17 protein-coding genes and 1 riboswitch are annotated in these 19,164 nt (G+C 60.3%); of the genes, 7 read left to right on the forward strand and 10 right to left on the reverse strand.

All coding sequences use genetic code 11. The annotated features are described in order from the left end of the window. Positions 1-84: 84 nt before the first annotated feature. From HU727_RS20480 to HU727_RS20490, 3 genes are all read right to left on the reverse strand, one after another. Entirely contained in the window at positions 85-903 is an 819-nt protein-coding gene (locus HU727_RS20480) for an alpha/beta fold hydrolase (protein ID WP_186533315.1), read from the reverse strand. A 224-nt stretch (positions 904-1,127) separates the two neighbouring features. Continuing rightward, complete coding sequence (locus HU727_RS20485; protein ID WP_186533314.1) at positions 1,128-2,171, reverse strand: LLM class flavin-dependent oxidoreductase; 1,044 nt, start codon at positions 2,169-2,171, stop codon at positions 1,128-1,130. Positions 2,172-2,318: 147 nt separating this feature from the next. Beyond that, the gene (locus HU727_RS20490; RefSeq protein WP_186533313.1) at positions 2,319-2,804 is read right to left on the reverse strand and encodes a flavin reductase family protein; all 486 of its coding nucleotides are present in this window, start codon (positions 2,802-2,804) and stop codon (positions 2,319-2,321) included. Positions 2,805-3,128: 324 nt separating this feature from the next. Here HU727_RS20490 and HU727_RS20495 point away from each other — a divergent pair, with 324 nt between their 5' ends. Both HU727_RS20495 and HU727_RS20500 read left to right on the forward strand, forming a co-directional pair. Continuing rightward, on the forward strand, positions 3,129-4,535 hold the full coding sequence (locus tag HU727_RS20495) for a purine-cytosine permease family protein (RefSeq protein ID WP_186533312.1): 1,407 nt from the start codon (positions 3,129-3,131) through the stop codon (positions 4,533-4,535). A 257-nt stretch (positions 4,536-4,792) separates the two neighbouring features. Continuing rightward, entirely contained in the window at positions 4,793-5,893 is a 1,101-nt protein-coding gene (locus HU727_RS20500; RefSeq protein ID WP_186533310.1) for a polyamine ABC transporter substrate-binding protein, read from the forward strand. Between the two features lie 119 nt (positions 5,894-6,012). On the opposite strand, the gene HU727_RS20505 is transcribed toward HU727_RS20500, so the two are convergent. Together HU727_RS20505 and HU727_RS20510 are read right to left on the reverse strand one after the other, a co-directional pair. Beyond that, positions 6,013-6,987: a TerC family protein gene (locus HU727_RS20505; RefSeq protein WP_186533308.1), complete on the reverse strand. Its 975-nt coding sequence runs from the start codon at positions 6,985-6,987 to the stop codon at positions 6,013-6,015. Between the two features lie 259 nt (positions 6,988-7,246). Further along, positions 7,247-8,035, reverse strand: a complete 789-nt coding sequence (locus HU727_RS20510) for an AraC family transcriptional regulator (RefSeq protein ID WP_186533306.1) — start codon at positions 8,033-8,035, stop codon at positions 7,247-7,249. A gap of 83 nt (positions 8,036-8,118) precedes the next feature. Here HU727_RS20510 and HU727_RS20515 point away from each other — a divergent pair, with 83 nt between their 5' ends. Further along, positions 8,119-9,117 carry a bile acid:sodium symporter family protein gene (locus HU727_RS20515; protein WP_186533304.1) on the forward strand — a complete coding sequence of 333 codons (999 nt, stop codon included), beginning with the start codon at positions 8,119-8,121 and terminating at the stop codon, positions 9,115-9,117. A gap of 51 nt (positions 9,118-9,168) precedes the next feature. Here HU727_RS20515 and HU727_RS20520 read toward each other — a convergent pair whose 3' ends face one another. Together HU727_RS20520 and HU727_RS20525 are read right to left on the reverse strand one after the other, a co-directional pair. After that, the gene (locus HU727_RS20520; protein ID WP_186533302.1) at positions 9,169-10,341 is read right to left on the reverse strand and encodes a cystathionine gamma-synthase; all 1,173 of its coding nucleotides are present in this window, start codon (positions 10,339-10,341) and stop codon (positions 9,169-9,171) included. Then, positions 10,338-11,714 carry a pyridoxal-phosphate dependent enzyme gene (locus tag HU727_RS20525; RefSeq protein WP_186533300.1) on the reverse strand — a complete coding sequence of 459 codons (1,377 nt, stop codon included), beginning with the start codon at positions 11,712-11,714 and terminating at the stop codon, positions 10,338-10,340. The genes HU727_RS20520 and HU727_RS20525 overlap by 4 nt, the downstream gene beginning before the upstream one ends. A gap of 218 nt (positions 11,715-11,932) precedes the next feature. On the opposite strand from HU727_RS20525, the gene metE reads away from it, so the two are divergent. Both metE and HU727_RS20535 read left to right on the forward strand, forming a co-directional pair. Then, the gene (gene metE, locus HU727_RS20530; RefSeq protein ID WP_186533298.1) at positions 11,933-14,221 is read left to right on the forward strand and encodes a 5-methyltetrahydropteroyltriglutamate--homocysteine S-methyltransferase; all 2,289 of its coding nucleotides are present in this window, start codon (positions 11,933-11,935) and stop codon (positions 14,219-14,221) included. Between the two features lie 100 nt (positions 14,222-14,321). Beyond that, a complete protein-coding gene (locus HU727_RS20535) occupies positions 14,322-14,873 on the forward strand; it encodes a GNAT family N-acetyltransferase (protein WP_186533296.1) in 552 nt (183 codons plus the stop codon). On the opposite strand, the gene HU727_RS20540 is transcribed toward HU727_RS20535, so the two are convergent. From HU727_RS20540 to HU727_RS20550, 3 genes are read right to left on the reverse strand one after another with little or no spacing between them, the layout of a single operon-like run. Further along, entirely contained in the window at positions 14,812-15,576 is a 765-nt protein-coding gene (locus HU727_RS20540; protein WP_186533294.1) for an ABC transporter ATP-binding protein, read from the reverse strand. The genes HU727_RS20535 and HU727_RS20540 overlap by 62 nt on opposite strands. Next, positions 15,573-16,589: a FecCD family ABC transporter permease gene (locus tag HU727_RS20545; protein ID WP_225919870.1), complete on the reverse strand. Its 1,017-nt coding sequence runs from the start codon at positions 16,587-16,589 to the stop codon at positions 15,573-15,575. The genes HU727_RS20540 and HU727_RS20545 overlap by 4 nt, the downstream gene beginning before the upstream one ends. Continuing rightward, on the reverse strand, positions 16,586-17,599 hold the full coding sequence (locus tag HU727_RS20550) for an ABC transporter substrate-binding protein (RefSeq protein WP_186533292.1): 1,014 nt from the start codon (positions 17,597-17,599) through the stop codon (positions 16,586-16,588). The genes HU727_RS20545 and HU727_RS20550 overlap by 4 nt, the downstream gene beginning before the upstream one ends. A gap of 145 nt (positions 17,600-17,744) precedes the next feature. Continuing rightward, positions 17,745-17,936: riboswitch (cobalamin riboswitch) on the reverse strand. Positions 17,937-18,055: 119 nt separating this feature from the next. Here HU727_RS20550 and HU727_RS20555 point away from each other — a divergent pair. Together HU727_RS20555 and map are read left to right on the forward strand one after the other, a co-directional pair. Next, positions 18,056-18,283: a ParD-like family protein gene (locus tag HU727_RS20555; RefSeq protein ID WP_003225727.1), complete on the forward strand. Its 228-nt coding sequence runs from the start codon at positions 18,056-18,058 to the stop codon at positions 18,281-18,283. Further along, a complete protein-coding gene (gene map / locus HU727_RS20560; RefSeq protein ID WP_186533290.1) occupies positions 18,280-19,071 on the forward strand; it encodes a type I methionyl aminopeptidase in 792 nt (263 codons plus the stop codon). Before HU727_RS20555 ends, map begins: the two co-directional genes overlap by 4 nt. Positions 19,072-19,164 lie beyond the last annotated feature (93 nt).

A 19,164-nucleotide genomic window follows, 5' to 3' on the forward strand; every position in this document is an offset into this window, starting at 1 on the left:
GCGACTCTAGCGCAAAACACAAGGCCCGCACTATCGCGGGCCTTGGTTCATCAGCATTTACAGGTAGCTCGTGCCACGCGCAATTTACCGATTGAGGAACGCCAGCAGATCCTCATTCAACGCCTGCGCGTGGGTCACCGCAAACCCGTGCGGTGCGCCTGCATAGACTTTCAACTCGGCGCCCTTGATCTGCGCGGCGGCCTGCTTGCCGGTGGTCTCGAACGGCACGATCTGGTCGCCGTCGCCGTGAATCACCAACGTCGGCACGTCGATTTTTGTCATGTCCGGACGGAAGTCGGTTTCCGAGAACGCGGTCACGCAGTCGACGGTGCCTTTGAGCGATGCCATCAGCGCGATGTTCAAGGTTTGGGTTAACACGCCATCGGAGACTTTCTGGCCCTGATTGATGCCAAAGAACGGCGCATTGAAGTCGGCGATGAACTGCGCGCGATCCTTCAGCAGACCAGCCTTGATGCCGTCAAACACCGACTTGTCGACGCCGTCGGCGAAGTCGGCTTTCTTGCCGAACAGCGGGGTGACCGCGCCCAGCAGCACCAGACCGGCAACGCGCCCGCTGCCGTGACGGGCGATGTATCGGCTGACGTCACCGCCGCCCATCGAGAAACCGACGAGGGTCACGTCGCGCAGATCCAGGTGATTGATCAGGCCGGCGATGTCATCGGCAAAGGTGTCGTAGTCGTAGCCGGTCCACGGCTGATCGGAGCGGCCAAAGCCACGGCGGTCGAACGCGATGGTGCGGTAGCCGCGACTGCTCAGGTATTCCATCTGGTATTCCCACATGTCGGCATCCAGCGGCCAACCGTGGCTGAACAGCACGGGCTTGCCGCTGCCCCAGTCCTTGTAATAGATCTCGGTGCCGTCTTGGGTCTTGAAGGTGCTCATGAAAACTCCTTGTGATCGCGTGTGGGCTTGAAAAAATGCCGAATGGGCAACGGCCACTATCCGCGCAATGTGCGCAGGGCACTTGTACGCAAGTGCTGGTTTGACAGCAAAACGATAGCCTGATGTGCCTGTTATTGTTGTGATCCCGAATTGGCAGAATGAAAAAGGGCGAATTACCGGAAGGTAAATCGCCCTTTTTTCAGCTGTTGAGATCCAACTGGTTTTCACCGAAACGCCGGCACCACATCCCTGATAAACAGCGCCAGCGACTTCTTCTTCTCCGCATGCGGCAAGCTGTTGTCACACCAGAAACTGAACTCATCCACGCCCAGTTCCTGGTAGTACTTGATCCGCGGAATGACCTCTTCCGGCGTACCAATCATCGCCGTCTTGTGCAAGCTCTCCAGCTCAAACTCAGGACGCCCGACGAACTTCTCTTCGGGGCTCGGCGCGAGGAAACCGTTGACTGGGGTTTCTTTATTGCCAAACCACGCATCGAACGTGCGATAAAAACGTGAGATAGCTTTAGCCCCGACCTTCCAGCCGTCCGGATCGTCGGCGGTGTGCACATGCGTGTGACGCAGTACCATCAGTTGCGGGCGCGGTACATCCGGGTTGTTGTCGAGTGCGGTCTGGAATTTGTTCTTCAGGTCGAGAACTTCTTCGTCGCCTTTCATCAATGGCGTGACCATGACGTTGCAGCCATTGGCCACAGCGAAGTTGTGCGAGTCGGGGTCGCGGGCGGCGATCCACATCGGCGGGTTGGGCTTCTGGATCGGTTTCGGCACGCTGGTGGAGGTGGGGAATTTCCAGATGTCGCCATCATGGGCGTAGTCGCCTTGCCACAGGGCGCGGACCACCGGGACCATTTCGCGCAGGGCCTGGCCGCCGCTGGAGGCGGGCATGCCGCCGGCCATACGGTCGAATTCAACCTGATAAGCGCCACGGGCCAGACCGACTTCCATGCGGCCGTTGCTGATCACGTCGAGCAGCGCGCATTCACCGGCGACACGCAGCGGGTGCCAGAACGGCGCGATGATCGTGCCGGCGCCGAGGTGGATGGTGGTGGTTTTCGCCGCGAGGTACGCCAGCAGCGGCATTGGGCTTGGCGAGATGGTGTATTCCATGGCGTGGTGTTCGCCGATCCACACGGTGCTGAAACCGCCGGCCTCGGCCATCAGGGTCAGTTCGGTGAGGTCTTCGAACAGTTGGCGGTGGCTGACGCTTTCGTCCCAGCGTTCCATGTGGATGAACAGGGAAAATTTCATGACGCTTCCTCGGATCTTTTGTTGTTGTGGCTACTGGTGGGAGCGAGCTTGCTCGCGAAGGCGGTTTAACAGTCGGCCTCTATGGCGGCTGACAAGACGCCTTCGCGAGCAAGCTCGCTCCCACAGTTGCTATGCGTTGTTCTTCTATCAGGCCAGAACGGGCAGGGCGCCCATCTTGCCGTGGCAATACACCAGCGGTCCGGCGACTTGCTCGGGGACGATCAGGTTCTTTACAGCGCCGACCATGATGGCGTGATCACCGCCCTCGTATTCGCGCCACAGTTCACATTCGATGATAGCCGTCGCGTTCGCGAGGATCGGGTTGCCTCGTTCGCTCAATGTCCATTCGATGCCTTGCGCCTTGTCCTTGCCTTTGCGGGCGAAGGCGTAGGCCTCGCTCTGCTGGCCGCCGGACAACACGTGGATCGCAAAGCGCTTGTTCTTGATCAGCACGGGGTATGAATCGGAGCTGTAGTTGGGGCAGAACAGTACCAGCGCCGGGTCCATCGACAGCGAGCTGAACGCGCTGGCGGTCAGGCCGACGATCTGGCCGTCATCGTCCAGCGTGGTGATGACGGTGACGCCGGACGGGAACGAGCCCATGACTTGTTTATAGAGGGTGGCATCGATCATTGGACGGTCCTCGGATGCTGTGACGTTGTTTTTATGAAATTGTTGGTCTGATGGTATACCAGTATTTGATCTTTGCAAGACCTTTTGAGCTGAACCGATAAACGTGCCGCGTTCGTCGGAAACTCAGCATTTACGGGGCTTTCGACTGGTTTTGAGACCGCAGGATCAGTAACGATGGCGTATCAGCTAACGCGTTAATGAACGGATCAGGCTTGTGCAAAAGTTGGAATACCATAATATGGTCTGCATCTGAGGGGCGACCCAAGAGTCCTCCCGGTTTGGCTTCATACAAAGATAAAAACAGACAAACTCGAGTTCATGCATATGTCCCAGATGTCCCGGCAAGATCCGTTGATCGAGAATCATACGGTCGATTACGTCCCACTCGCGGAACGCCACGGGAAGGCCCGCGATCTGTTCACGCTTTGGTTCAGCACCAACATCGCGCCACTGCCCATCGTCACCGGCGCCATGGTGGTTCAGGTGTTTCATCTCAATCTGTTCTGGGGGCTGCTGGCGATTGCGCTGGGGCATATGATTGGCGGCGTGGTGATTGCGCTGGCCTCGGCCCAGGGGCCGCGCATGGGCATTCCGCAGATGGTCCAGAGCCGTGGCCAGTTCGGCCGTTATGGCGCGCTGTTGATCGTGTTCTTCGCGGCGCTCATCTACATCGGTTTCTTCATTTCCAACATCGTGCTGGCCGGCAAATCCATCGTCGGTATCGCGCCGTCGGTACCGGCGCCGCTGAGCATTTTGATCGGTGCGCTGGCCGCCACGGCAATTGGCGTGATCGGCTACAACTTCATCCATACGCTGAACCGCATCGGCACCTGGGTGATGGGCGGGGCGTTGCTGGCCGGGTTCATCTATATCTTCGTCCATGACTTGCCGGCGGATTTCTTGACCCGTGGCAGTTTCAATCTGTCGGGCTGGCTGGCGACGGTGTCGCTGGGGATCATCTGGCAGATCAGCTTCTCGCCTTACGTGTCCGATTACTCGCGCTATCTGCCTGCGGACATTGGCATTGCCAAACCGTTTTGGGCGACGTATCTGGGCGCGACGCTGGGCACGATTCTGTCGTTTTCCTTCGGCGCGGTGGCGGTGCTGGCAACACCGGAAGGCACCGAAGCGATGACGGCGGTCAAGCAGTCTACCGGATGGCTGGGGCCAATTCTGATGGTGCTGTTTCTACTCAATATCATCAGCCACAATGCGCTTAATCTGTACGGCGCGGTGCTGTCGATCATCACCTCGATCCAGACGTTCGCCAGTCAGTGGACGCCGAGCATCAAGGTGCGCGTGGTGTTGTCGAGCGTGATCCTGGCGGGTTGCTGTGTGGTCGCGCTGGGCGCTTCGGCGGATTTCATTTCCGAGTTCATCGGGCTGATCCTGGCGCTGTTGCTGGTGCTGGTGCCGTGGGCTTCGATCAACCTGATCGACTTCTATCTGATCAAGCGCGGTGAGTACGACATCACCTCGATCTTCCGCGCCGACGGTGGGATTTACGGTCGCTTCAACCTGCATGCGATCGTTGCCTATTTCATCGGCATCATCGTGCAGCTGCCATTTGCCAACACCTCGCTGTATGTCGGGCCGTACGCCAATCTGATCGAAGGCGCAGACCTGTCATGGCTGGTCGGCCTGGTGGTGACCGTTCCGCTGTATTACTGCCTGGCGACACGCGGTCAGGCGCAGCAGAGCAGGGCGGCAAAACTGAGCTATCGCTCGTAATCAATCGCTGTGGCGAGGGAGCAAGCTCCCTCGCCACACAAGGTTTTCCGTCATCCCCGCGTATTGCAGCGGTCATGCAAATTGGCCATATCGATCCCCTTTTGGCCTGCCGCCTACTGTCCTCCAGCTACGCTGTCAGCAAGAATCGAAGCTATAACAACACGCTCGACCTTTTTTGCCCTTGGCTGTCGCTACAGCCACTGCCGTGTACAGAACATAAAAACCATCGAACTCACGTCGCATTCGGGGAAACAACCATGGTCACGATCAAACGCATCTTGGGCGCCACCGTGTGTGGGCTGACGCTGCTGGCCAGCGCCGTGCACGCCGAGCAACGCGAACTGCGGGTGTATAACTGGGCGGATTACATTCTGCCGTCGGTGCCCAAGGACTTCGCCGAGCAAAGCAAGATCAAAGTGACCTGGGACACCTTCGACACCAACGAATCCCTGGAAGCCAAACTGCTGACCGGCAACTCCGGTTACGACCTGGTGGTGCCGTCGAACCAATTCCTCGAAACCCAGATCAAAGCGGGCGTTTTCCAGAAGCTCGACAAGTCGAAACTGCCGAATTGGCAACATCAGGATCCGGCGCTGCTCAAGTTGCTCGATGCCAACGACCCGGGCAACCAATACGGCATGCCTTACATGTACGGCACGGTGCTGATCGGCTTCAATCCGGCCAAGGTCAAGGCGGCTCTGGGCGACAATGCGCCGGTGGACAGCTGGGACCTGGTATTCAAGCCCGAGAACATGGAAAAGCTCAAGGCTTGCGGCGTAGCGATGCTTGATTCGCCATCGGAAATTCTGCCGCTGGCCCTGCATTACCTTGGCCTCGATCCGAACAGCCAGAACCCGGCAGACTACGAAAAGGCCAAGGCCTTGATGATGAAGATTCGTCCGTACGTGACTTACTTCAACTCGGCCAAATACATGACCGACATTGCCAATGGCGACATCTGCGTGGCGATCGGTTATTCGGGCAGCTTCTACCAGTTCGGCAATCGTGCCAAAGAAGCGGGCAATGGCGTGGTGGTCGACTGGCGTTTACCGAAGGAGGGCGCGCCGATTTGGTTCGATACGTTCGCGATTCCGAAAAGCGCGAAGAACGCGGCTGAAGCCCACGAATTCCTCAACCACTTGCTCGACCCGAAAGTGATCGCGCCGATCAGCGATTTCCTCGGCTACCCGAATGCCAACAAGGACTCGATGCCGCTGGTCAACAAGGACATCACCGACAACCCTAACCTGACACCGACCAGCGAAGCGCTGAAAACGCTTTATGTGGTGCAGCCGTTGCCGCAGAAAATGGAGCGGGTGCGGACTCGGGTGTGGACCAGTATCAAATCCGACAAATAAGAAAACACCGTCATTCAGAAATGTGGGAGCGAGCCTGCTCGCGGAAGCGGTGTGTCATTCAACGCCAATGTTGACTGATCCGGCGCTTCGCGAGCAGGCTCGCTCCCACAGGTGTGGTGTCATTCCGTGCGGCCTTCACCCTCGCGGGTCGTCACCAGGCTCAGCAGCACCGACCCCAGAATCACCGACCCGACAATCGCCAGCGACCATTCCACCGGCATGTGGAACCACGGCATCACCACCATCTTGCCGCCAATGAACACCAGCACGATCGCCAGTCCATATTTGAGCAGATGGAAGCGGTCCGCCATGTCCGCCAGCAGGAAGTACAACGCCCGCAGGCCCATGATCGCGAAGATGTTTGAGGTAAACACAATGAACGGGTCGGTGGTCACGGCGAAGATCGCCGGGATGCTGTCGACCGCGAACATCAGGTCGCTGGCTTCAATCAGCACCAGCACCAGAAACATCGGTGTCGCCCAGCGCACGCCGTTCTGCAGGACGAAAAACTTCTCGCCATGAAAGCCGCTGGTGATGCGCATGTGCCCGCGCACCCAGCGCAACAACGGATTCTTGTCCAGATCCGGTTGGTGATCAGCGAACACCAGCATCTTGATCCCGGTGATGATCAGGAACACGCCGAAGGCATACAGCAGCCATTCGAACTGCGATACCAGCCACACCCCGGCGAAGATCATTATCGCGCGCATCACGATCGCGCCGAGCACGCCGTACAGCAGCACACGCCGTTGCAATTCCGGCGGTACGGCGAAGTAGCTGAAGATCATCACGAAGACGAACATGTTATCGATCGACAGCGACTGCTCAATCAGATAACCGGTGAGGAATTCCAGGGTCTTCTGCCGGGCGATCTCGCCGCCGAATTCGCCGTGCAGATACCACCAGAGCAATCCGGCGAAGCTCAGTGCCAACGAGCACCAGGCAATCACCCAGGCCAGGGCTTCGCGCACCGAAACCCGGTGCGCCTTGCGCCCGCCGAAAACAAACAAGTCCAAAGCCAGCATGGCCAGAACAAAGACGATGAAGGCACCCCACATCCAGGGTTCGCCGATATTGATATTCGTGGCAGGCATGTCACGCTCCCCTGTCTTGTTACTTGCAGTGTTATCGCTGATTCAACGGCAAGCGCACCCCCTGTGGGAGCGAGCCTGCTCGCGAATGCGGTGGAACAGTGAAGTTGAGGTTGCTGACCCACCGCGTTCGCGAGCAGGCTCGCTCCCACAGGGATCATCTTCTCTTCTCGATCAAAGTCAGACGGGGCCATGCTAGCGACGGATTAAAGGCAAAGAAAAATCGTTTATTTCTGACTGATAGTTCGGCAAAAACGAAGTGTCAGCGAAAAAACTCCCCCGGCGTTTCGCCAAACTGCTGTCGAAATGCCGCAATGAAAGCCGACGTCGAGTCGTATCCGCAAGCCAATGCCACATCGGTGACGCGCTCACCTTTCTCCAAGGGCGTCAGCGCACCGAGCAGGCGCAGGCGCTGGCGCCATGCGCGGAAGGTCAGGCCGGTGTCGCGCAGAAACAAGCGCGTCAGCGTCTTTTCGGTGACGCCGAATTTTTCGCCCCAGTGGCTCAAAGTGGTCTGCTGTTCCGGGTGTTGTTCCAGGCTCTGGTAAATCTGCCGCAAACGCGGGTCCTGGGGCAGCGGCAGCATCAGGTCGATCGTTGGCGCGTCGGCCAGTTGGTCGAGGATTACCTGGGCCAGCCGTCCCTGCGGGCCGCTCTCGTCGTATTCCACCGGCACCTGACTGAACGCACGGATCAACTCCCTGAGCAGATCGCTGACGCCGAGCACATGGCAATGCTCGGCCGCCCACCCCGTGACGCTGCTTGCGATGTACAGGCTGCGCATCTCTGTGTGCGGTGCGCTGAAGACCCGATGCGGCACGCCGGCCGGAATCCACACTGCGCGTTCCGGCGGCGCGACGAAGCGGCCGACGCTGGTCTGGACTTCGAGCACGCCCTCAATCGCGTAAGACAATTGCACCCACGGATGACTGTGGCGTCGGGTCAGGGCGCGATTGGGCAGCGATTCCGTGCGCCCGTACAGCGGACGCGGCAGGCTTGGCAGCCCGGGAACACTGCGCCGGACGCTTTTTTCATGTCCTTTAGGCGGCATCTTGTGGCTCTTCGGCGTTAGTCGGTAATTGTCAGTCACGTTAGAGTCGTCGCCACGCACTGGCAACCCCCCGGATGAACATCATGACGCGCCCACGTTTTTTGCCCGATAACTTCACCCTGACCTTGATTGGCGTTGTCCTGCTGGCAAGCTTTCTACCCGCCAGCGGGCAGGTCGCGGTCGGCTTCGGCTGGCTGACCAACATTGCCATTGCGCTGCTGTTTTTCCTGCATGGCGCCAAGCTTTCGCGCGAATCAATCATCGCCGGTGCCGGCCACTGGCGCCTGCATTTGCTGGTGTTCGGCCTGACGTTTGTGTTGTTCCCGATTCTCGGGCTGGCGCTGAAGCCGCTGTTGTCACCGCTGATCGGCGATCAGCTGTACATGGGCATGCTCTATCTGTGCGCATTGCCGGCCACGGTGCAATCGGCCATTGCCTTCACCTCTCTGGCGCGGGGCAATATTCCTGCGGCAATCTGCAGTGCGGCGGCGTCCAGTTTGTTCGGAATTTTTCTAACCCCATTACTGGTGACGCTGTTGCTCAACGTCCACGGCGACGGCGCTTCGACCCTTGATGCGATCGTCAAAATCAGCGTGCAATTGTTGCTGCCATTCATTGCCGGGCAGATCGCTCGACGCTGGATCGGCGCGTGGGTAGGGCGCAACAAGAACTGGCTGAAATTTGTCGATCAGGGTTCGATTCTGTTGGTGGTCTACGGCGCGTTCAGCGAGGCGGTCAATGGAGGCATCTGGCAGCAGATTCCATTGTTCGAGCTGCTGGGACTGGTGGTGGTCTGCTGCATTTTGTTGACCCTGGTATTGCTGGCTTCGACCTTGCTGAGCAAAGCTTTTGGCTTCAATCAGGAAGACCGCATCACCATCCTGTTCTGCGGCTCGAAAAAGAGCCTGGCCACCGGCGTGCCGATGGCGCAAGTGCTGTTTGCCGGCAGCACCATTGGCGTGTTGATCCTGCCGCTGATGCTGTTCCATCAGATTCAGCTCATGGTTTGCGCGGTGTTGGCGCAGCGCTACGCGAAACGGCCGGAGTCGGTGCCGGATCTGATGGCGCAGGTTGATCCGTGACATCCGTACTCCGACATGAGAATAGGCAAGCCCTTTGTCGTGTTGGCAGTTCTACATTTTCGCCAGCGCCTGCGCCAGGTCTGCGCGAAGATCGTTGACGTCTTCAACCCCGACCGACAGCCGCACCAAACCGTCACCGATCCCCAATTTTGCGCGGGTCTCGGGCGGGATGGTCGCGTGGGTCATGATCGCCGGGTGCTCGATCAGGCTTTCCACACCGCCCAGACTTTCCGCCAAAGCAAAGATCTTCACGTTCTCCAAAAACCGCCGTGCGCCGGCCAGATCGCTGTTCAGATCAACAGAAATCATCCCGCCAAAACCAAGCATCTGCCGCTTGGCCAACTCATGCTGCGGGTGCGACTCAAGGCCCGGATAGTAGACGCGCTTGACCTGCGGTTGCTGCTCAAGCCACTGCGCCAGATCCAGTGCATTGCTGCAGTGGCGCTCCATGCGCAGCGCAAGGGTTTTTACCCCGCGCAATGTAAGGAACGCATCGAACGGCCCGGAAATTGCGCCGACGGCGTTTTGCAGAAAACCAAGCCTTTCGGCCAGTTCGGCGTTCTGTCCGACCACGGCAATACCGCCGATCACGTCAGAGTGACCGTTGAGGTATTTGGTGGTCGAGTGCAGCACGATATCGAAACCCAACTCCAGCGGCCGCTGAATGTACGGGCTGGCGAAGGTGTTGTCGGCAACGCAGATGATGCCCCGATCGCGGCAGATGCGGGCGATCGCGGCGAGGTCCGACAGGCTTAGCAGCGGGTTGGTCGGTGTCTCGACCATGACCATGCGCGTGTCGTCCCGCAGCGCGGCTTCGAAGGCTGAGAGATCAGTCAGGTCGACATAGCTGAAGCGATGCCCGGCGCTGCGCTGGCGAACCTTGTCGAACAGGCGGAACGTGCCGCCGTACAGATCGTTGCCGGAAATGACGTGGGAGCCGGCATCGATCAGTTCCAGCACCGTGGAAATCGTTGCCAGCCCCGAGGCGAAGGCGAACGCCCGCGTGCCACCCTCAAGGTCGGCGACGCAGCGCTCCAGCGCGAAGCGCGTCGGATTGTGCGAGCGGCCATAGTCGAAACCCTTGTGCACGCCGGGGCTGTCTTGCAGGTAGGTCGAATTGGCGTAGATCGGCGGCATCAGTGCGCCAGTGGTCGGGTCCGGTTCCTGCCCGGCGTGGATCACCCGGGTCGCGAAGCCTTGGGATTTATCGTCGTGCTGACTCATGCAAGGGATCTCCGTAATTGGTTGAGCATGTCGGTGCGAGTGATCAGGCCGTGGAAGCCGGAGGCGTCAGCGATGATGGCGACAAGGCCACGGCTGAGCACCGATTCCAGCTCGGCCAGGGTCGCAGCCGGGGCAAGGGTTTGCAGTTTGTCGGTCATCACGCTGGACACCGACTGACTGAAGCGCGCGGCGTCCTCGTGCACGCCCAGCAGAATGTCGGACTCATCGATCACCCCCACCAGTTGCTTGCCTTCGACCAGCACCGGCAGTTGCGAAACGTCTGCCAGGCGCATGCGCTGGAACGCGGTCAGCAGGGTGTCGTCGGGGCCGACGCTGATCACCCGGCCGTCCTCGAAACGTCGAGCGATCAGATCGCGCAGATCGCCATAGCCTTTGCGTTGCAGCAGACCCTGATCGGTCATCCACTGGTCGTTGTAAACCTTCGACAGGTAGCGCGTGCCGGTGTCGCAGACAAAACTCACCACGCGTTTGGGCTCGGTCTGTTCGCGGCAATACCGCAGCGCGGCGGCGAAGAGGGTGCCCGTCGATGAACCGCCGAGAATGCCTTCAGCCTTGAGCAACTGGCGGGCGTGATCGAAGCTTTCTGCATCGCTGATCGAGTAGGCGTGGCGCACGCTGGACAGGTCGGTGATCGAGGGAATGAAGTCCTCGCCGATGCCTTCGACTGCCCAGGAACCGGGCGTCGGCAGGGTGCCGTCGCGGCTGTATTGCGCCATCACCGAACCGACCGGATCGGCCAGGACCATTTCCAGATCCGGTTGCACACGTTTGAAAAAACGGCTCAGCCCGGTCAGCGTCCCGGCCGAACCGACGCCGACCACGATGGCGTCCAGATCGTGCTCGGTCTGCGCCCAGATCTCCGGGGCGGTGCTGCATTCGTGGGCCAGGGGGTTGGCCGGATTGTTGAATTGGTCGGCGAAGAAGGCGCCGGGAATGTCTTTGGCCAAACGCGCGGCGACGTCCTGGTAATACTCGGGATGGCCCTTGCCGACATCGGAACGGGTGATGTGCACTTCGGCGCCCATGGCCTTCAAGTGCAGGACTTTCTCGGTGGACATTTTGTCCGGCACCACCAGCACCACGCGATAGCCCTTGGCGCGGCCAACCAGCGCCAGACCGAGACCGGTGTTGCCGGCCGTGGCCTCGACGATGGTGCCGCCCGGTTGCAGCCGGCCGTCACGTTCGGCGGCGTCGATCATCGCCAGACCGATACGGTCCTTGATCGATCCGCCGGGGTTTTGCGATTCAAGTTTGAGAAACAGTGTGCACGGCCCGGTATCGAAGCGGGTCACGCGTACCAAGGGTGTATTGCCGATTAGCCCAAGCACGGCAGGGCGGGAATCTTTCGACATGTCGGTTTCCTTCGGTGAGTCTTGGCGCTTCATGCGCAGGCAAACTTCTCAAAAGCAACATAGGCCTGGATGCCAGTGCCCGCAACTCAAAAAGTCGCTGGCCCGAGGAAATGGGTGCATGAATAAAACTTGTGTTCATCAGGAATATATTGAGTTTGTCTCATTCAAGGGCGATGCCGACAATGGCCACCATCGAATAAGCACTGGAGTTGTTTGTCATGGCACTGGCCCATTCCCTTGGATTTCCGCGCATCGGCCGCGACCGCGAACTGAAGAAAGCGCAGGAGGCGTTCTGGAAGGGAGAACTGAACGAGGCGGGCCTGCGCGACGTCGGTCGGGCGTTACGTAAGGCTCATTGGGACCTGCAGAAAAACGCTGGCATCGATTTGCTGCCGGTGGGGGATTTCGCCTGGTACGACCAGGTCCTGACTCATTCGCTGATGTTCGGTGTGATCCCCGAGCGCTTCCGCCCGCACGACGGCAAGGCTACGCTGCAAACCTTGTTTGGCATGGCCCGTGGCGTCAGCGGCGATTGCTGCGGCGGCGCCCACGCCCAGGAAATGACCAAGTGGTTCGACACCAACTACCACTATCTCGTGCCTGAGTTCAGCGCCGATCAACAGTTCCACTTGGGTTGGGAACAGCTGTTCGAAGAAGTCGAAGAAGCCCGGGCTCTGGGTCATAACGTCAAGCCGGTGGTGCTCGGCCCGTTGACGTATCTGTGGCTGGGCAAGGCCAAAGGCGCCGAGTTCGACAAGCTGGAACTGCTTGATCGCGTGCTGCCGCTGTACGGCCAGATCTTCGCCCGGTTGGCGGCACTGGGTGTGGAGTGGGTGCAAATCGACGAACCGATTCTGGTGCTCGATCTGCCGCAGGACTGGAAGAATGCGTTCGAACGGGCCTACAACCAGATTCAGCGTGACCCGTTGAAAAAACTGCTCGCCACCTACTTTGGCGGTCTGGAAGAGAACCTTGGTCTGGCGGCGAACCTGCCGGTCGACGGCCTGCACATCGATCTGGTGCGCGCCCCGGACCAGTATCCGACCATCCTCGATCGTCTGCCAGCCTACAAGGTGCTGTCGCTGGGTGTGGTCAACGGCCGGAACGTCTGGCGTTGCGATCTGCAAAACGCCTTGGCCACCTTGCGTCATGCGCATGAGCGATTGGGCGATCGCTTGTGGGTCGCGCCGTCCTGCTCGTTGTTGCACTGCCCGGTCGATCTCGGCCGTGAAGACACGCTCGATGCCGAACTGAAAAGCTGGCTGGCGTTCGCCGTGCAGAAGTGCGAGGAGGTTGCTGTGCTTGCCCAGGCCGTCAGCCAGCCTGAGGCGCCGCACGTGCTGCGGGCATTGGCGCGAAGCCGGTCGGTGCAGACCAGTCGCGCGGCCTCGCCGCGCATTCACAAACCGGCCGTGCAAGCACGCGTGTCGGCGATCACGGGGAGGGATGCTCAGCGTCAATCGCCGTTCGCTCAACGTATTCGCCAACAGCGCGCCGGACTTGATCTGCCGCTGTTTCCGACCACCACCATCGGTTCGTTCCCGCAGACCACAGCGATCCGGTTGGCGCGCCAGGCATTCAAGCAAGGCAAACTCAGCGAGGCCGATTACACCGACGCGATGCACACTGAAATCCGCCATGCCGTGGAGATTCAGGAACGCCTCGGTCTGGATGTGCTGGTGCACGGTGAGGCCGAGCGCAACGACATGGTCGAATACTTTGCCGAGCACCTCGACGGCTATGCTTTTACCCGGTTCGGCTGGGTGCAAAGCTACGGCTCGCGCTGCGTGAAACCGGCGGTGATTTTCGGCGACCTCAGCCGCCCGCACGCCATGACGGTCGAGTGGATCCGCTACGCTCAGGGCCTGACGGGCAAAGTCATGAAAGGCATGCTGACCGGCCCGGTGACGATGCTGATGTGGTCGTTTCCACGGGAAGATATCAGCCGTGAAACGCAGGCGCGGCAACTGGCGCTGGCCATCCGCGACGAAGTGCTCGACCTGGAAGCGGCGGGGATCAGGATCGTCCAGATTGACGAAGCGGCGTTCCGCGAGGGTTTGCCGTTGCGGCGGGCGCATTGGCAGACCTATCTGGACTGGGCGACCGAAGCGTTCCGTTTGTGCACCTCCGGTGTGCGGGACGAAACCCAGATCCACACGCACATGTGCTACAGCGAATTCAACGATGTCATCGAGTTGATCGCGGCAATGGATGCCGATGTGATCACCATCGAAACCTCGCGTTCCGACATGGAGCTGCTCGACGCCTTTGAAGCGTTCGCCTACCCGAACGACATCGGCCCAGGCGTCTATGACATCCATTCGCCACGGATTCCCGATGTGGCGCAAATGGTCAATTTGTTGCGCAAGGCCGCGCAGCGCATTCCGGTCGAGCGCTTGTGGGTCAACCCGGATTGCGGCTTGAAAACCCGTGGCTGGCCGGAGACCGAAGCGGCGTTGGTGCACATGGTCAGCGCTGCCCGGCAACTGCGCAAAGAGTGGGCGTGACGCCTACACGCCATCCCCCTGTAGGAGTTGCGATGCTTGCGAGATTTTTGGCAGCCCCATTGTTAAGGTGGTCAGCCGTTGTCCAGGTATTCTCTGCTACATGAACCATCAACCGACTATTCAGGCAGTTTGCGCCGCAGACATTCCTGATGTTCTGACCTTCACTCTCGACGCCCGCGCCGAGCTATTCCCCAAACTCAGCGCAACCGGCACGCCCGATGATCTGGCGCGTTTCGCCGAGGTTTATCTGCACGGCGAAGGCTGCTTCCTGATCGCCCGTCATGAAGGGCAGATTGTCGCCTCCATCGGCTATCTGCCTTACGACCGGCGCTTTCCGGCGCTGACCTGGCCTGGTCTGAAAGTGGTGGAGGTGGTGCGCCTGTTTGTCGTGCCTTCGCAACGTCGCTCAGGCCTGGCGGGCAGCCTGTATCGAGCGCTGAAAGCACATGCAGTCGCCAACGGTGTGGAGCTGATTTACCTGCACACTCACCCGTTTCTGCCGGGCGCCATCGAGTTCTGGCAGCGACAGGGTTTCGAAATCGTTCAAGTTGACGAAGACCCGGTCTGGCAGACCACGCACATGCAGTCGTTCATGAATGAAAACGCAGAATCTGCGCGCCATCGAACGGGTCCGTCAGGTAATGCGCCCTGACCCCGAAAGTCGTCTGTAAACGCATCGGCGTCAGCACTTGCAGCGGTTCGCCCAACGCGACCAGTCGGCCGCGTTCCAGCACGGCGAGCCGATCACACTTGAGCGCCTGATTCAGATCATGCAGGGCGATCAGCGTGGTCACGGGCAGTGCCCGCACCACCTGCAGGATGGTCAGTTGATGCTGGATGTCGAGGTGGTTCGCCGGCTCGTCGAGCAGCAGAATCTGCGGCCGTTGTGCCAATGCGCGGGCGATGTGCACGCGTTGCCGTTCACCGCCGGAGAGGCTGCGCCAGAGACGATTGCTCAGGTGGACCGCGTCCACGTCCACCAGCGCTTGCTGAACGATGGCGTCATCGGCGTGCGACCAGGGTTGCAGCGCCGATAACCATGGCGTACGCCCCAGCGCCACGGCGTCGAACACACGGATGCCGTCGTCGGTATCGGCCTGTTGTTCAACCACCGCAAGCGTCTGCGCGATGCTGCGCCGGGACATCTTGCCCAGGGCCAGACCTTCGAGCAGCACCTGGCCCGCGCTCGGTTCGCGCAGGCCGGCGAGCAGTTTCAGCAGGGTGGATTTACCCGATCCGTTCGGCCCGACAATGCCGAGGGTTTCACCGCGCCGCACGTTCAGGCTGACACCATTAAGCAATTCGGCGCCGCGCACCTTGAATCCCAGCCCGGCACAGCTCAGGACACTGTTCATCGCGCGGCCCTCCGGCCCACCAGAATCAGCGCGAATACCGGCGCGCCGACCAGTGCGGTGATTACGCCAACCGGGATCACCTGACCTTTGATCAATGTGCGCGACAGCACATCGGCCGCAATCAAAAACACCGCACCGCCCAACGCACTCGCCGGCAGCAGACGGCCATGCCCGGTACCGAGCAACAGCCGCGCAGCATGGGGAATCACCAGGCCGACAAAACCGATCGAGCCGACAATCGAGACCATCACCGCCGTCACAAGTGCGGCGCAGCCAATCAGCAGAAACTGCACGCGGCGCACCGGAATGCCGAGGGATGCCGCCGAATCGGCGCCAAAGGTAAACGCATCCAGCGCGCGCCGATGCCACAGGCACACCACCAGACCCAGCAGCGCCACCGGCACCGCCAGCCACACCGAAGGCCAGCGCACGCCACCCAGGTTGCCCAACAGCCAGAACATGATCCCGCGTGCCTGTTCGGAGCTGGCCGAGCGGGTAATCAGAAACGCGGTGAGCGCATTGAACAACTGCGAACCGGCGATCCCGGCGAGGATGATCTGCCCGGTCCCGCTGGCCGAGCCGCTGACCCGGGCCAGCATGATCACCAGCACGAACGCCGTCACCGCGCCGGCAAACGCGCCAACCGACAGCGAAATCGCCCCGGCCCCGACGCCTAGCAGGGCAACCATCACCGCGCCGGTCGAGGCCCCGGCGGAAATCCCCAGCAGATAAGGATCAGCCAGCGGATTGCGCAGCAGCGATTGCAGAATCACGCCGCACGTCGCCAGGCCGGCGCCACAGGCCGCCGCCACCAGGGCGCGGGTCAGGCGGTAGTTCCAGACAATGCCTTCGTCGATCGGGTCGAGCACATACCCGGCGCCCCACAGCTTGTTAGCCAGCACCTGCAGAACCACGCTCGGCTCAATTGAGGTTTCGCCGATGGCCACACCGCCAATCAGCGCAACGGATAGGGTCAGTAAAACCAGCAGCGAACGGATCAGGCGTCTACTCATTGCGACAGGTCGAAGCCATTGATGGCCGTGGCCAGTTGTGCGAGGCCGTCGAAGGTGCGCAGGCTGGCCTGCATGGCCATGGCGTCGAGGACGATGATGCGGTTGTGTTTGACCGCGTCCATGTTGCGCGTCACCGGATCGCTGCGCAGGAACGCGAGTTTTTTCTGATAGTCGTCGGCCGGGAAGCGCCGACGGTCCATGCGCGCGATGACGAGGAAAGTCGGGTTGGCCTTGGCGATGGTTTCCCAGCCAACGGTCGGCCACTCTTCGTCCGACTCGACCACGTTGCGCACGCCAAGGGTGCGGAGCATGAAGTCGGGAACGCCTTTGTGCCCGGCAACGAACGGCTCGATGTCCATCTCCGCGCTGGAGAACCACACCAGTGCGCTGACATCTGTGCGCTGCTTGCCTTTCGCGGTAGCGATTGATTGGGCGAGGCTGGCCTTGAGCTGGTCATTGAGCTGTTCGCCTCGGGCCTGCACATCAAAAATCGCCGCCAGTTGGCTCACGCTTTTATAAATGCTGTCGATGCGAAACGGCGCCAGACGTGTGCCGTCGGCGCCGACGAGGTTGTCCTTGGCTTCGCAATCGGAAGGCAGCAAATAGGTCGGAATGTTCAGCTCATGAAACTGCTCGCGGGTGCCCACCGCGCCTTGCGGGCCGACCATCCATTCCAGCTCCACAGCGACCAGCTCCGGCCGTTTGCCGATCACCGCTTCGAAACTCGGCTCGTTATCGGCCAGGCGTTCGATCTTGTCGTTCTGCGCTTTGTACTGGGTCAGCACATCGTTGAACCACAGCGAGGTACCGACGACTTTGTCGCCAAGGCCCAGCGCAAAAAGCATTTCCGTGCCGGCCTGGCCGATGGTCACCGTGCGCGTAGGCGCGTGCTGGAAGGTGAGGCTGCTGCCGCAGTTCTCGATCGTCAGCGGATAGTCGGTGGGCGCTGCGTGCGCCAGAGCGCAAAGGCTCAGGCCGGTGATCAGGGTGGCAACGCGGGGCAGCAGCATCGGGGAAGTCTCCAGGGGAACCGTACGGGAGCGGGCGGGTACGGTTTGGAAACACATCATCGAGCGCAGAAAGGGAACCAGCGCAAGGCCGGGCATCTGATACAGACGCGCGCGGCACGATGTCCTTCCCGGACACCCCGCCGGTTAGTCAGTCACTGTGCCGGCAGGTCTCCTGACTGATGCGTCATCGCTTGCTCCGGCCTTCCCGGGATTCACCCAGTGGCAGTCGAGGAGCAGGCTCAGCACCTACAGTTGCGGGGGCAGTTCCGATTGATGCGTTCAGGCACCTCGGATTCCCTATTAATCCCATGCGGAAACCGGCGGCGGCATGGTAGTCGATTTGGGCTGTTGAAGGGGAGGCGAATGTGGCAAGTAATCAATTTGCCATTGGCATTGCAATCATCACTGCACGATGATTAATATACGAATCATATACACTTCGTATCGGATTCTGCTATGGGCATCGTAAAGATTTCAGAGGACATGCACGAGAATCTGCGCATCTCCAGCAACGCGCTGAGCCGTTCCATCAACGCGCAGGCCGAACACTGGATGCGCATCGGCATGCTTGCCGAACTGCATCCCAACCTCGACCACAGCGCCATTTGCCGCCTGCTGATCCGCGCTGAACAGAACGGCGGGCTGGATTTGCATCAACTGACCCAGGAAGCCGTCAGCGCATGAGAAACCAGATCAAGATCAATACGCCGGCCGACATCGAAAAATCCCGCGCTGCCGGCAAGCTCGCCGCTGAAGTGCTGGCGATGCTGGTGCCGCATGTGAAGGCCGGCGTGACCACCGATGAGCTCGACAGGCTGTGCAACGACTACATCGTCAATGTCCAGAAAGCGGTGCCGGCCAACGTCGGTTATCACGGTTTTCCTAAAACGGTGTGTGCGTCGGTCAACGACGTGGTGTGCCACGGTATTCCGTCGGGCACGCCGCTCAAGGACGGCGACATCGTCAACCTCGACATCGCAGTGATCAAGGATGGCTGGTTCGGCGACACCAGCCGCATGTACGTGGTGGGCGAGGCAACGCCTGAAGCGCAGCACTTGATCAAAACCACCTACGAGGCCATGTGCGCGGGCATTCGCGCGGTCCGCCCGGGTGCGACACTGGGCGATATCGGCCACGCCATCCAGAGCCTGGCGGAGAAGGAAGGCTTCAGCGTGGTGCGCGAGTATTGCGGCCACGGCATCGGCAAGGTCTATCACGATGAGCCGCAGATCCTGCATTACGGCTTTCCCAACCAGGGCATGAAGCTCAAGGCCGGGATGATTTTCACCGTTGAGCCGATGCTCAATGCTGGCAAGCGTCATGTGAAAAACATGCCCGATGGCTGGACGGTGCTGACCAAGGATGGCTCCTTGTCGGCGCAGTGGGAGCATATGGTGGCGGTCACCGAAACCGGCTTCGAAGTCCTCACCGCGTGGCCGGATGAGATTGACGGGTATTCTCCGATCAATTGAACAATCCCGAACCTGTGGGAGCGAGCCTGCTCGCGAAAAGGTTGTGTCAGTCACCATTAATGTTGAATGACACACCGCATTCGCGAGCAGGCT

The organism is Pseudomonas khorasanensis (assembly GCF_014268505.2).
GTDB classification, from domain to species: Bacteria; Pseudomonadota; Gammaproteobacteria; order Pseudomonadales; family Pseudomonadaceae; genus Aquipseudomonas; species Aquipseudomonas khorasanensis.